General features: G+C 71.2%; 10 protein-coding genes. 7 read left to right on the top strand and 3 right to left on the bottom strand.

Annotated elements, in window-relative coordinates; genetic code table 11:
* Positions 1-40: 40 nt before the first annotated feature.
* On the top strand, positions 41-415 hold the full coding sequence (locus ACTWOL_RS20670) for a DUF2255 family protein (RefSeq protein ID WP_474298251.1): 375 nt from the start codon (positions 41-43) through the stop codon (positions 413-415).
* Here ACTWOL_RS20670 and ACTWOL_RS20665 read toward each other — a convergent pair.
* Positions 377-3,040: an ATP-binding protein gene (locus tag ACTWOL_RS20665; protein WP_474298250.1), complete on the bottom strand. Its 2,664-nt coding sequence runs from the start codon at positions 3,038-3,040 to the stop codon at positions 377-379. The genes ACTWOL_RS20670 and ACTWOL_RS20665 overlap by 39 nt on opposite strands.
* A 119-nt stretch (positions 3,041-3,159) precedes the next feature.
* On the opposite strand from ACTWOL_RS20665, the gene ACTWOL_RS20660 reads away from it, so the two are divergent.
* From ACTWOL_RS20660 to ACTWOL_RS20645, 4 genes are all read left to right on the top strand, one after another.
* A complete protein-coding gene (locus ACTWOL_RS20660; RefSeq protein WP_474298249.1) occupies positions 3,160-4,449 on the top strand; it encodes an MFS transporter in 1,290 nt (429 codons plus the stop codon).
* Positions 4,446-5,789, top strand: a complete 1,344-nt coding sequence (locus tag ACTWOL_RS20655) for a carotenoid oxygenase family protein (RefSeq protein WP_474298248.1) — start codon at positions 4,446-4,448, stop codon at positions 5,787-5,789. The genes ACTWOL_RS20660 and ACTWOL_RS20655 overlap by 4 nt, the downstream gene beginning before the upstream one ends.
* Before the next feature lie 162 nt (positions 5,790-5,951).
* A complete protein-coding gene (locus tag ACTWOL_RS20650; protein WP_474298247.1) occupies positions 5,952-6,392 on the top strand; it encodes an SRPBCC family protein in 441 nt (146 codons plus the stop codon).
* Positions 6,392-8,314, top strand: coding sequence for a multicopper oxidase family protein (locus tag ACTWOL_RS20645; RefSeq protein WP_474298246.1), 1,923 nt, complete (start codon positions 6,392-6,394; stop codon positions 8,312-8,314). The genes ACTWOL_RS20650 and ACTWOL_RS20645 overlap by 1 nt, the downstream gene beginning before the upstream one ends.
* Before the next feature lie 3 nt (positions 8,315-8,317).
* On the opposite strand, the gene ACTWOL_RS20640 is transcribed toward ACTWOL_RS20645, so the two are convergent.
* On the bottom strand, positions 8,318-10,123 hold the full coding sequence (locus ACTWOL_RS20640) for an ATP-binding protein (protein WP_474298245.1): 1,806 nt from the start codon (positions 10,121-10,123) through the stop codon (positions 8,318-8,320).
* 4 nt (positions 10,124-10,127) lie between these two features.
* The gene (locus ACTWOL_RS20635) at positions 10,128-10,835 is read right to left on the bottom strand and encodes a response regulator transcription factor (RefSeq protein ID WP_474298244.1); all 708 of its coding nucleotides are present in this window, start codon (positions 10,833-10,835) and stop codon (positions 10,128-10,130) included.
* 352 nt (positions 10,836-11,187) lie between these two features.
* On the opposite strand from ACTWOL_RS20635, the gene ACTWOL_RS20630 reads away from it, so the two are divergent.
* The gene (locus tag ACTWOL_RS20630; protein WP_474298243.1) at positions 11,188-12,615 is read left to right on the top strand and encodes an efflux RND transporter periplasmic adaptor subunit; all 1,428 of its coding nucleotides are present in this window, start codon (positions 11,188-11,190) and stop codon (positions 12,613-12,615) included.
* A 17-nt stretch (positions 12,616-12,632) separates the two neighbouring features.
* Entirely contained in the window at positions 12,633-13,400 is a 768-nt protein-coding gene (locus tag ACTWOL_RS20625; protein ID WP_474301210.1) for an ABC transporter ATP-binding protein, read from the top strand.
* Positions 13,401-13,417: the final 17 nt, after the last annotated feature.

Genomic DNA, 13,417 nt, shown 5'->3' with positions numbered 1-13,417 from the left:
ACCGACGCGTAGGCAGTGCCCGCACGGCGAAGGTTGGGCCATGAACACAGTGATGGATCACGCAGAGATCGTTTTGTGGGTACGGCATACGAACGGCAAGTGGTCGGCCAGGACGGTCTGGACGGTGGTGGTCGACGGGGAGGCGTACGTCCGCTCGGCCTTCGGGCAGCGCAGTGCCTGGTACCGCAGGGTCCTGCGGCACGCGGACACGGAGGTGGAGGTGGCCGGGGTCCGGCTGTCCGCCGCCCTCCAGCCGGTGGACGACGCCGAGCTCGTCCAGCGCGTCTCCGACGCCTACTGGGACAAGTACGGCCTGAGTTGGCCCGGCCCCGTGCAGTCGATGAACGGGCACGAGGCCGCGGCCACCACCATGCGGCTAACGAATGTCGGGCAGGTCTCGCAGCTGCCTGCGTGAGGTGAGCCCGAGCTTGCGGAAGATGTTGCGCAGATGCGCGTCGACGGTCCGCGGGCTGAGGAACAGCTTCGCTGCCACCTCTTTGGAGGTGGCGCCGTCGGCGACCAGGCGGGCGATGTGCACCTCCTGCATCGTCAGCTGGTCCGATGCCTTCGACGTGCGGCTGCGGGCCTGTTCGCCCGTGGCGCGCAGCTCGCCGGCGGCGCGCTCGGCGAACGCCTCCACACCGAGCTCGGACAGCGACTCGTGCGCCAGCCGCAGCGCGGACCGGGCGTCACGCCGCCGGCCCTCGCGACGCAGCCACTCCCCGTACAGCAGATGTGCCCGGGCACGGTAGACGACCAGTGCGCTGTCGTCGAGCAGGGCGATCGCCTCCTGGTAGGCGGACTCGTCCTCGGTCACCAGGGCCCGCGCATAGGCCTCGACACCGAGGCCCCACGCCTGCCGGCCCGCTTGCGTGCGCTCCTGGAGGGACGCGAGGGCCCCGGCGGCCACCTCGGTCTCGCCGCACCGTACGGCCGCCTCGACCAGCTCGGGCAGGGCGAGGCCCGCCGTGGCGACGGCGCCGTACTCGACCGCCTGCTTCGCCGCCTTCAGCGCGGCCGGGTAGTCGGCCAGGCCGTTGCTGAGCACGGCCGTCGCCCACTGCACACTGAGGCTCATCCGCTGCTGCACCGACGCGAACAGGTCGACGGCGTCCTGGCGCCTTCCGCGCAGCGCGACCAGATGGAGGCGCGGGTAGACCAGCGGTGCCGCGCCGGTGGCGTCGGCGATCGCCTCCTCCTCGGAGATCAGCTCCATCGCGGTACCGAAGTCGCCCGTGTGTGCGGACACGGTGGCCTGCATGGCCAGTCCGATGGGCAGCGCGTGGAAGGAGCCCGACTCGCGGCCCGCCGCGACGGCACGCGTGGCGATGCCGTGCATGGCGTCGAAGTTCCACAGCTCGGTGGCCACCATGAAGCCCAGTGACGGCCGCCTCGCCCACACCTCGTCGGCCGCGTCGCCGACGACCGGCCTGAGGATCTCCCCCGCCGCCGCGTGCCCGTCGCCGACCAGGCTGATCAGGCCGGCCAGGACCGCCGCAGCGCCGGAGGCGGCGTCGCCCGCGGGCGGGGCCTTCCTGACGGCCTCCACCACATGGTCGAGGCCACCCAGCAGAAGGCCCATCTCGACGGCGTCCAGATAGCACTCCCGTGACCACGCGGGGTCGGTGGCCGCCAGCCGGGCGGCGGCTCGCAGGAGGTACTCCGTGGGACCTTCGTCCCCACGGCGGCGGACGAACGACAGCCTGCCCCGGAGCTGGTCGGCCCTGGCGGCCTGGCTCGGATCGTCGGTCCGCAGGGTGGTGAGCAGTTCGGCCGCCGTGTCGAAGTCGCCCACCGAGAGCTTGGCTTGCACCGCGGCGAGGATCCGCTCGGCGCGTTGGACCGGGCTGATCGTGAGAGCGGCCGAGCGTTCGAGGAAGGCCGCCGCCGCCGCGACACCGCCACGTTCCTCGGCGCGGATGGCGGACGCTTCGAGCTCGGCGGCGACCTGCTCGTCCGGTCCGGCACTGGCCTGGGCGCGGTGCCAGGCCCGCCGGTCGGGGTCGGCGACCGGGTCGGTCACGGCGGCCAGCGCCTCGTGCGCCCTGCGCCGCTCCTCCGGCGCAGCGGCGCGGTAGGCGGCCGAGCGGGCGAGGGGGTGGCTGAACCGGATCCGGGTGCCGAACTCGACCAGCGGGACGGACTGCGCGGCGGCAGCCGCGTCGATGTCCAGGAGTTCGGCCGCACGCCACAGCAGGCCGGGGTCGCCGATCGGGTCGGCGGCGGCGACGGTCACCAGCAGCCGGGCCGCCGGCGGCAGGAGCTCCAGCCGGGACCGGAAGCTCTGCTCGACCACGCCGGGTACCGAGTCGGGCTCGGCGAATCCGCCCGCCATCCCGGCGAGCCCGGCGGTCCTGGGAAGCTCCACCAGGGCGAGGGGGTTGCCACGCGCCTCGGCCAGGATGCGGTTGCGCACCGGCTCGTCCAGCGGGGCCCGGATCACCGCGGCCAGCAGCGCGCGGGCGTCCGCTTCGCCAAGACCCTGAAGGGTACGGCTGGGCAACTCGTCCAGCTCGGGCAGGCTGCTCGGCTCGCGCACCGCGAACACGAGGGCGATCGGCTCGGCCGAGACCCGGCGGGCCAGGAAGGTCAGCGCCTTGGCCGAGGCCTGGTCCAGCCACTGTGCGTCGTCGACGACACACAGAAGCGGGCGTTCCCGTTCGGTCTCCACCAGGAGGCCCAGCGACGCGACGCCGACCAGGAACGGATCGGGTGTGCCGGTGTCGAGGCCGAAGGCGATCTCCAGCGCCTTGCGGTGCGGCGCGGGCAACGATGTCAGCCGGCCGGTGACGGGTCCGAGCAACTGGTGCAACGCGGCGAACGGCAGCTCCGTCTCGAACTCAGCGCCCGACGCGTGCAGGACGAGGAATCCGGTCGCGGCCTTGTCCAGATACCGCAGCAGCGCGCTCTTCCCCACACCCGGCTCACCGCGCAGGACCAGAGCACCGCCCCGGCCCTCACGCGCGGCTTGGAGCAGGGCGTCAAGCTGCCGTATCTCGTCCTGACGACCGATCAGCACATCCGTATATGTCTCGGGCATGTCCGAAAACCTACGTGTTGTTGCGCCGCAAGGGAATCCTGGGACTCCCGTTGCCTACGAAGCCGTATAGGCAATGACTACCGACGCGAGCGGTTGACGCCCACTGCGAGGGTCTAGCCATGACCCGCACCGCAACGCAACGGACCACCACCGGCTGGATACCGCTGGCCGTTCTGGCCACGGCCCAGTTCCTGGTCGTGCTGAGCAGCTCGATCGTGAACGTCGCTCTGCCCCAGATCCGCGCCGGGCTCGACCTGTCGGACACGGGCCAGGCGTGGACCGTCAACGCCTACGTACTCGTCTTCGGCGCGCTGCTGCTGCCCGGCGGGCGCGCAGGTGACGTATACGGCCTCCGCCGTGTGTTCCTGCTCGGCATCGGGCTGTTCACCGCCTCCTCCCTGGGCGCGGCACTCGCACCCACGGCGACCGTGCTGATCGCCTTCAGGGCCGTGCAGGGAATCGGCGCCGCACTGCTGGCGCCCACGGCGCTGGCCCTCGTGCTGACGCTCTATCCCGGCAAGGACCGGCGCGGCACCGCGCTCGGTGTGTGGGGCGCGGTCTCCGGTGCCGGCGGTGCGGCGGGCGTGCTGTTGAGCGGGCTGCTCACCAGCCTGTACGGCTGGCGTGCGGTGTTCGTTGTGATGGTGCCCGTAGCCCTGGCCGCCCTGGTGGCCACCTGGCTGCTGGTCGGGGCCGACCGGCCGCGCGGCGGAAGCCTGGACGTGCCGGGCACGGTGACGGTGACGGCGGGGCTGGTCGCGCTCACCTACGGCCTGTCGGGCCCATGGCCGCTCGCCGTGATCGGTCTGGCGCTGCTCGGCCTGTTCGTGGTGCTCCAGCGCCGGGCCGCCGACCCGCTGCTGCCGGCGCGTATGAGCGTGGTGGCGGTGCCCAACGTGCTGATGGCCCTGCTGGGCGCGGTCTGGCTCGGTCTGTTCTACTTCCTGCCCCTGTACCAGCAGCGCGCCCTCGGCTACTCGCCCCTGGAGGCCGGGCTGACCCAGCTTCCCCTCGCGCTCATGATCACCCTCTCGTCGTGGGTCACCGGCAAGGTCTCCGGCCGCCATGTGCTCCCCGTGGGCCTGCTGGTCCTCGCGGCCGGACTGGCCTGGCTGTCCCGGACCCCGGCGGACGGCACCTTCCCCGTGGACCTGCTCGGCCCGACGCTCCTCATCGGCATCGGGCTGGGGGTGGCCTTCGTCCGGCTCACCGCGATGTCCTCCACGGGCATCCCGGCCGCCGACAACGGCCTGGCCGGCGGGCTGGTCAACGCCACCCGGCAGATCGGCGGAGCCGTCGGCCTGTCCTTCCTGACCGTGCTCCCCTCCTCCGGCGCGGCCTTCCTCGCCTGCGCCGCCCTGACGTTGCTCATCTCCGCACTCTCGACTCTCCCGACGCGAAAGGCATGACCATGTCCCTGAACAAGCCCTACATCAGCGGTCACTTCACCCCCGTCACCGACGAGATCACCGGCCGCGAGCTGACGGTGCGCGGCACCCTCCCGCCCGAGCTGAACGGCCGATACTTCCGCAACGGTCACAACCCCAAGCCGGGCATCACCCCCACCCACTGGTTCCGCGGCGAGGGCATGCTCCACGGCGTCCGCCTCCAGAACGGCCGGGCCGAGTGGTACCGCAACCGCTGGGTGCGCACCCCCTTCCTCGACGGCGTGCCGTTCACCGGAACCGAGCTCGAGGTCAGCGCCGCCGCCACCAACATCATCTTCCACGGGGGCCGCTACCTGGCCCTGCAGGAGGCCAACCTGCCCTGGGAGGTCAGCGCCGACCTCGACACGATCGGCGTCTACGACTTCGGCGGCAAGCTCACCAGCTCGATGACCGCCCACCCCAAGGAGGACCCGGAGACCGGCGAGCTGCACTTCTTCAGCTACAGCCCCTTCCCGCCGTACCTGACCTACTACGTGGCCGACGCCTCCGGCGCCATCGTCAAGTCGGAGATCGTCGAGGGCGCCGGCCCGTCGCTCATGCACGACTTCGCCATCACCCGCGAGCACGTCGTCTTCATCGACTCGCCGGTGGTCTTCGACCACGCCGAGCACTCCGGCATCCCTTACCGCTGGCACGACGACGTCCCGCTGCGCCTCGGCGTGGTGCCTCGCGCCGGGGGCAAGACCACCTGGTTCGATGTGCCCGACCAGGCAGCGCTGCTGCACGTCGCCAACGCCTACACCGACGCACGGGGCCGGATCATCCTCGAAGCTCCGCGCTTCGACCGCTCCGCCTGGGAGAACTCCTGGAAGTGGTGGGTCGGCGCCCCCGGTTACGGCACCAGCCCCGACGCCGGCTCGACCTTCTACCGGTGGGTCATCGACCCGGCCACCGGCAAGGTCACCACCGAGTCCCTGAACGACCTGGCCACCGAGTTCCCGTCGATCAACGAGGCCCACACCGGTTCGGACTACCGCTACAGCTACGCCATCGCCTTCCCAGGCGCGGGCCTGTCGGGCTACCACACCGTCAAGCTGGACTCGCGGACCGGCCAGGAGAAGCTGCTCGCGCACGGTGAGGGCCGGATGCCCGGCGAGGCCGTCTTCGTGCCGGCCGAGGGCGGGACCGCCGAGGACGACGGCTATCTGCTCACCATCGTCAGCGATCTCGAGTCCGACGCATCGGAGTTGCTCGTCCTGGACGCGGGCGACCTGAGCACCGTGGCCGCCGTCGAACTCCCCCGCAGGGTGCCCGCCGGCATCCACGGCGACTGGATCCCCGACTCCGAACTGCCCGCCTGACCCGCCCCAGGGGCTTCTGACGGATCTCCGTGGACGCCGCGGAGATCCGCCAGAAGCTCCCAATCCCCCCAAGCCGCCCGGGCCGCCGTCGAAACCCCCGAGACGGCGGCCCGGGCCCCCTACCAGTGCTGTGACACCGCACACCGATACCGAGGAACTGCCATGACGTACCCCACGACCATCGACGAGAACGCCCCCGTCATCGCCGACCACACCATCCGGATCGCCGCTCCCCTCGAGCGGGTCTGGCAGCTGCACACCGAGATCGGCTTCTGGACCGACTGGCAGTCCGACATCACCGAGGCCCGGCTCGACGGCCCCATCGCCCCCGGCACCACCTTCCACTGGGTGACCGCGGGCCTGTCCATCGACTCCACCATCTACGCCGTCGACGCCCGGCGCCGCATCCTGTGGGGCGGACCCGCGCACGGCATCACCGGCCTGCACGAGTGGACCTTCACCGAGGACGGCGACGGCGTCGTGGTCCGCACCCGGGAGTCCTGGGCGGGTGCGCCGGTCGACGCCGACCGGGACAACCTCGCTGCCGCACTGAACGACTCGCTCAGCGACTGGCTCAAAGCCCTGAAGAAGGCAGCGGAGTAATGGCCGAGCCCCTCTTCCTCACCGATCTGATACTGGCCTTGGTGCTGGCGATCACCGGCGGCCTGCTGGGCCGCCGGGCCGGCCGCCGCCAGGCACAGCCCGCTCCACAGCAGGGCGAGGCACAGCGCGGACCGCTCGTCCTGTATGTCACCGCCGCGGTCGTCGCCGCCCGGTTGGCGGTCGCGGTACTGCTGCTGGCGACCAGCGGATGGCAGCTGGTCACCCACCGCTTCCTGCTCGGCCTGCCCGTCGTGCTGCTGCCGCTGGTGTGGGCGCTGGTGCGGCGCAGTGCCGTTGCCGCGCACACCACGGCGATGGGTGCCTGGCTGTCGTTCTACTTCCTGTACGTTCCGCCCGGTCCGCAGGATCTGCCGCTCGCGGCCGGGGCATCGGCGCTCGTGCTGGCCACGACGATCGGGGCCTCCCTCCTGCTCGGCGACCGGCGCTCCCGAGGCGGCCGCCTGGCCCGCCTGCCCTGGCTCTCCGGGGTCGCCGCCATGGTCACCGCGGCCGCGCTGAGCAGCCTGTTCCTGGTCAGCGCAGCCGAGACGACGGACTGGGGCGGCGGCCCTGAGCGCGCCGGGCACACCATGCACGCCATGGGCCATGAGCACGGCGCCGGGGCCCCGGCCATGCGCTCCGTGGACGACCTGCGCGGCCCGCGCGGCGGCACCCCCGACGCCCGCTTCACCCTGACCGCCGCGCACGGCACCGTGCGGCTGTCCTCGGGCAAGAAGGTCGACGCGCTCACCTTCAACGGCGCCAGCCCCGGCCCCGAACTGCGGGTCAAGAAAGGCAAGTTGGTCGAGATCACCCTGGTCAACAAGGATGTGACCGAGGGCGTCACCCTGCACTGGCACGGCGTCGACGTGCCCAACGCGGAGGACGGGGTGCCGGGCGTCACCCAGAACCCGGTGCGCCCCGGCGAGCGGCACGTCTACCGCTTCGTACCCGACCGCACCGGCACGTACTGGTACCACACGCACCGGGACTCCGAACGCTCCGTGGAGCGCGGCCTGTTCGGCGCGGTGATCGTGGAGGACGGCCAACAGGGCGTGCAGCAGACCGTGTTCACCCATCTGTGGCCGGGTGGAGACGACCCGATCGGCGCGTTCGGCACAGCCGACAGTGCCGTACGCCGCGCGATCCCGGCCGGGCGCCCGGTGGTGCTGCGGCTGATCAACAGCTCCAAGGAGCCGCACCGGGTCCTGCTCGGGGGCACCCCGTTCCGGGTCACCGCCCACGACGGCAACCCGATCGGCGAACCGGGAGAACTGAAGCCCGGAACGGACCTGTTCCTGGCCGCAGGCGGCCGCTATGACGTGGCCTTCACCATGCCGGACGATGTGGTGACGCTACGGCTGGACACCTCCGAGATCCCCAACGAGGCGGGCCTCGCCTTCAGCCCCGACGGGCGCGCCGAACCCGCCGACCTGGCGGCCGGCGATCTCTTCGACCGTCTGTCGTACGGCAAGCCGACCGGTCCGGAGCCCGAAGGCGGCCCGTACGACCGCGACTTCGACCTCGTGCTGGACAACGGCTTCGGCTTCACCGGAGGCTCGTTCGAATTCACGGACACGATCAACGGCCGCCTCTCCCCTGCCGTGCCGACCCTGATGGTCCACGAGGGCGACCGGGTGCGGATGCGTATCACCGCCCGGGGGATCATCGACCACCCCATGCATCTGCACGGCCACCGGATCCGGGTGATCTCACGCAACGGCGAGGCGGTCACCGGCAGCACCTGGTGGGCCGACACCCTCAACGTCGCCCCCGGTGAGAGCTACGAGATCGACTTCAGTGCCGACAACCCCGGTGTGTGGATGGACCACTGCCACAACTTCGAGCACGCCGAGAGCGGCATGATCATGCACCTCGCCTACGACGACGTCACCACTCCGTACCACGGCCCGGCGCACTGAGAATCACCCCGAGAGGTCAAGGGCGGACTGACTCCCCGGCAGTCGGACGGTGAACACGGAGCCGACGCCGAGCGTGCTGTCCACCGAGACCGTCCCGCCGTGCGCCTCGGTCAGTTTGCGGGTGATGGCCAGGCCGAGGCCGCTGCCCCCGGTCTGCCGGTTGCGGGACTTGTCCGCCCGCCAGAACCGGTCGAAGACCTGGGGCAGATCCGCCGGATCGATACCGCTCCCGGAGTCGGCGACCTCCACAACGAGTTCGTCGCCGTCCTCGCGGGCTCGCAGGACGACGCGACCTCCGTTCGGTGTGTGCCTGATCGCGTTGGAAACGAGGTTGTTGACGACCTGCCGCAGTCGCACCGGGTCGGCGTGCACCTCCAGTTCCTCGTGGGCCTCGATGAACAGGTCGACGCCGGCGGGACCGGCGGCGCCCAGGTGCGCCGCCGCCACCTGCTCCAGTACATGGCGGGCGGGCAGCGGTTCACGGTGCAGGACGAGGCTGCCCGCTTCGGCCGCGGCGAGGTCGCGCAGGTCGTCGATGATGTGCTGGAGCTGCATCGCCTCGTCCCGCAGCAGGGCGAGCAGATGCTGGTCGGCCGGGGTCAGACCGTCCTGGGCCGCCTCCAGCCAGCTGCGGATGTTGGTCAGCGGACTGCGCAGTTCGTGCGCCACATCGCTGACCATGGCCCTGCGCTGCCGCTCCAGGATCTCCCTGCGCTCGGCGAGGTCGTTGAAAGCCACGGCGACGCGGCCGATCTCGTCCTTGGTCATCACCGGGACCCGTACCTCCTGGTCGGCCGGGCGCTGGGCCGCCGTGATCAGGGCACGCAGCGGGCGGACCAGCCGGACGCCCAGCAGGATGGTCACGGCGCAGGTGACGGCGAGGACGATGCCCGCCGCGCCGGTGATCCGCAGGGTGTTGGCCGCCGAGAGCTCGATGGACGTGGTGCCCGGATTTCCGCGATCGGAGACGAACAGCAGGACGGGTGGCGAGACATAGGGCCGCAGCTGCTGGCGGCGGCCTTCGTTCACGCACTCCTGTGCGGCGCGGTCCGAGTTCTCCGGTGGGCCGCCGGTGAAGTGCCAGGAGAAGTCGGCGAACACCTCGACAGGCGGTCTGGCCTGCTGTTTGAGGCACGCCGATGCCAGCTCGGCGATCTGGGCGAGCGGCAGTTCCTCCAGCGGCATGGGTCGCTTGAGGACGTCGAGGTTGCACGCCTGCACGATTTTCCACCGGACGTCGTCTTCCGGCCCCTTGAACTCGATCGCGAATCGGCCACTGGGCAGGGGGCGGGCCTCGGCGGCGACCCCGGTGTTCGCGAGGCAGTCCGTGACCTTGCGTACGAGCGTCTTCTGCAGGTCCCGTTCCTCGCCTTGGAGGAGGAAGGGGCCCACCGCACGAGGGTCGATCGGCCCGACCGCACTGGCGTTGGACAGGACCGGGTCGAGGCGCAGCGGATCGATCGAGGCGGACGGCTTGCCCGGGAGGCGCACCTTCGATTCCGAACTGGCGATGACGGTACGGACGGACGGGGTGGTGAGAGTGATCGCCCTCCCGGTCCCTGCCGCGAGTTCGCCCACCAGCGCCTGTACGCCACCCCAGTCGGTGTGCGTGGCCGCGTAGTTGATCAGCGCGTCGTAGATGCGGGAGTCGGCCTCGGACGAACGGCCCTGTTCCGTGTTGATCGCCCGTGTCGTGGTGGTGACGGCGAGCCAGGTGGTCGCGGCGACCGCGCACACCGCGACCAGCAGGGAGGCGGCGAGCAGGCGGGTGAAGAGGCTGGTGCGCAGCGAGACCCCGAAGCGGCGCACCACCTCAGTCCTCGGTGGGGCCGGGCCCGGCGGTCAGCTTGTAGCCGACCCCGTAGACGGTGACGAGATGGGTGGGGCGGCGCGGGTTGAGTTCCAGCTTCTTCCGCAGGTTCAGTATGTACATGTCGACGGTGCGTTCGGTCGGGGAGACGTCCCAGCCCCGGGTGCGCTCCAGGAGCTGTTTGCGGGTGAACACCCGGCCGGGCTCGGCCGCCATGGCCGACAGGACCGTGAACTCCCCGCGGGTGCAGGAGACGATCTCTCCGGACGCCCCCCGTACCTCGTGCTTGCGCGCATCCACGGTGATCGCCCCCACCTTCAGCACACCGTCGCCCGGTACCGCGGTGCGCTCCACCCGCCGCAGCAGAGTACGGACCCTGGCCATCAACTCGCGCGGGCTGTAAGGCTTGGTCATGTAGTCGTCGGCACCGAGGTCGAGACCGAGCAGCAGGTCGTCCTCGCTCGAGCTGGCGGTCAGCATCAGAACCGGCACGGACGACTCCCGGCGCAGGATCCGGCATACGTCGAGTCCGTCGACCTTCGGCATCATCACGTCGAGGACGAGCAGGTCGGGCCGCATCCGCCGGGCGGCGTCGATCGCCGAACGCCCGTCGTGCACGACCACCGCGCTGTGACCCTCCGACTCCAGGTACATCCGCAGTACCTGTGCCTGCCTGACGTCGTCTTCCGCGACCAGGATCCGTGCGCTCATGGCGGCGACTATAAACATCGTCGCCTCAAATAAACGCCATCCTGACAATCTGAATACATCTTCCTGAAGGCGCTCTGAATCCGGTGCGGCATCGTCGGCGATGCAGCCGCAGCAGGATCGAAGGCAGGGCCCGCGCTCGTATCCGGTACCTGTGAACCGCGTGACGCGTCCGCGCTCACCGCGGCAACCTCCGCGCAACTCCAGGAGACGTCCGTATGACCCAACACATCGCTCCAACCACCGTGCCGACTGTGGAGAGCCCCGTACGGGGCCGTACACGCGTCGGCGACGACTGCCGCCCTTCCGGCGGCGCGGCAGCAGTGGTCCGTCCGTCCACCGCGGAGTTGGCGCGGTGACCGGGTCGGAGGAAGGGCCCGTCGCCGGGGCGGACGACAATCCCACCGTCCTTCTCGCGGTGACCCGTTCGGGAGCCGGGCCCGCCACCGGGACGGACGAGGAGCCCCACGACACCGCCGGCAGTGTGTCGAGGAAGCGGCGCCGTATCCGGATCGCCGCCACCGTGCTCGTGCTGGGGCTGGCCGGGGCCGCGGTCGCGGTGGCGGTGCCGTGGGGGAAGGGCGGCAGCACGAAGACGTCCCAGGCGGAGCCGTCGGCGGGTACGGTCAAGATCGCGCGGACGGATCTGTCCGAGAGCCGGTCCCTCCCCGGCACGCTCGGCTATGCCCAGCCGCAGACCGTCAAAGGGGCCGGCGAGGGTGTGGTGACGTGGCTCGCCGCCGCCGGCACCACGGTGTCCCGGGGCAAGGAGCTCTACCGCGTCGACGACCGCCCGGTGCCGGTCTTCTACGGCACCGTGCCGCTCTACCGGCGCCTCGAAGGCCACAACACGGTCGGTCGGGACGTCAGGGTGATCGTCGACAACCTGCAGGCCCTGGGGTACGAAATCGGGTCCCAGCCCGCGCAGGGCCAGGTCGTCGATGTGACGGCTCCGGCGGGCGGGGAGCAGGACTCGGCGCCGGACAAGCCCGCCGACTCGACCGGGCCCTCGGCCTCCCCCGACAAGGGAAAGGCCGGGGGCGGTAGCCCGGCGCCCCAGAAGTCCGCGACCGGTGACTCCCCCTCGGCCGGCCCGGCGAAAACGCAGGGCGGGGGAACCGCCCGAGGCTCCGAATCGGTCACGCGGGTGAAGGTCAAGAAGGGTGACGGCGTTCTCACCGATGCGCTGGTGAGGGCGATCAAACGCTGGCAGACCCGCATCGGGGCACCGTCCACCGGGGTGCTCGCACCCGGTGACGTGGCGGTGCTCAGCGGCGCGGTCCGGGTGGACAGCGCCAGTGTCCAGGTGGGCGACGCCGCCGCCGCACCGCTGCTGAAGGTGACGTCGACCGCCAAGGCCGTGACCGTGCAGGTGCCCGCCTCCGACGCGGGCTCCATCAAAAGCGGCGATACGGTGAGCGTGCGCCTGCCGGACGGTGCCGCGGCGGAGGGCAAGGTCTCCGGCGTCGGCACCGCCGCCGCCGAGAAGGAGGGCGGAGCCGGACAACCGCCGCAGGTGATCGTCACGGTCGCGTTCACGCACCCGGACAAGGTGAAGAAGCTCGATTCGGGGCCGGTCCAGGTGGACTTCGTCTCCGAGACCCGGGAGAACGTGCTCGTGGTGCCGGTCACCGCACTGCTCGCACTCCGCGAGGGCGGATACGGGCTGCGGTTCGCCGGGGGTCAGGTGGTCGCGGTGAAGACCGGTCTGATGACCAAGGGAATGGTCGAGATCACCGGGGACGGGATCGCCGAGGGCACCCAGGTGGTGACGTCGTCGTGACGGCCGCACCAGCCCCGGTGCTGTCGGTCCGCGATGCCGTGGTCGAGTATCCCGGCGGGGTCAGGGCACTGGACGGGGTCTCCCTGGAGATACGCGACGGCGAACTCCTGGCCATCGTCGGTCCGTCCGGCTCGGGCAAGTCCACGCTGCTGAACATCATGGGCACCCTCGACAAGCCGACCGGCGGCAGGGTCGTGATCGCCGGCGAGGACGTCACCACCATGCCGGACCGGCAGTTGTCCGCGCTGCGCGGTCGCTGGCTCGGCTTCGTCTTCCAGCAGTTCCATCTGTCGGAGGGGCTGACCGCCACCGAGAACGTCGCCACCGGTCTTCTCTACGCCGGGGTGTCGAGGAAGCGGCGCCGGCCGCTCGCGGTCGCCGCGCTGGAGCGGGTCGGTCTGGCCCACCGGGCCGATCACCGGCCCCACCAGCTCTCCGGCGGTGAACGACAGCGGGTGGCCATCGCGCGCGCCCTCGTCCACAAGCCCAATCTCGTGCTCGCGGACGAGCCGACGGGCGCGCTGGACACCGCGAACGGACGTGCCGTGCTGGACCTGCTCACCCAGCTCAACCAGGAGGGCACCACCATCGCGCTCATCACCCACGACCGGGACATCGCCGCACGACTGCCGCGACGGGTGGAGATCCAGGACGGCCGCATCGTCACCGACACCGGGCTCGTCACCGACACCGGGCTCGGCCGCGACACCGCGATCGGCCGCGACACCGCCGACGGCCCCTCCCTCACCAGGGACGGGTTTTCCCGCACCGGGATCGCGCGGTGAAGGGGCTCTCGTTGCGC

It is taken from the genome of Micromonospora sp. IBHARD003, from assembly GCF_056106285.1.
The sequence above is the reverse complement of the archived record's forward strand: the minus strand, read 5'-3'. Positions and strand labels throughout refer to the sequence as shown.

Coding starts and splice junctions, on each gene's coding strand:
- ACTWOL_RS20655 (WP_474298248.1), top strand. CDS start 4,446: ATGACCATGTCCCTGAACAAGCCCTACATCAGCGGTCACTTCACCCCC.
- ACTWOL_RS20650 (WP_474298247.1), top strand. CDS start 5,952: ATGACGTACCCCACGACCATCGACGAGAACGCCCCCGTCATCGCCGAC.
- ACTWOL_RS20660 (WP_474298249.1), top strand. CDS start 3,160: ATGACCCGCACCGCAACGCAACGGACCACCACCGGCTGGATACCGCTG.
- ACTWOL_RS20670 (WP_474298251.1), top strand. CDS start 41: ATGAACACAGTGATGGATCACGCAGAGATCGTTTTGTGGGTACGGCAT.
- ACTWOL_RS20645 (WP_474298246.1), top strand. CDS start 6,392: ATGGCCGAGCCCCTCTTCCTCACCGATCTGATACTGGCCTTGGTGCTG.
- ACTWOL_RS20635 (WP_474298244.1), bottom strand. CDS start 10,835: ATGAGCGCACGGATCCTGGTCGCGGAAGACGACGTCAGGCAGGCACAG.
- ACTWOL_RS20665 (WP_474298250.1), bottom strand. CDS start 3,040: ATGCCCGAGACATATACGGATGTGCTGATCGGTCGTCAGGACGAGATA.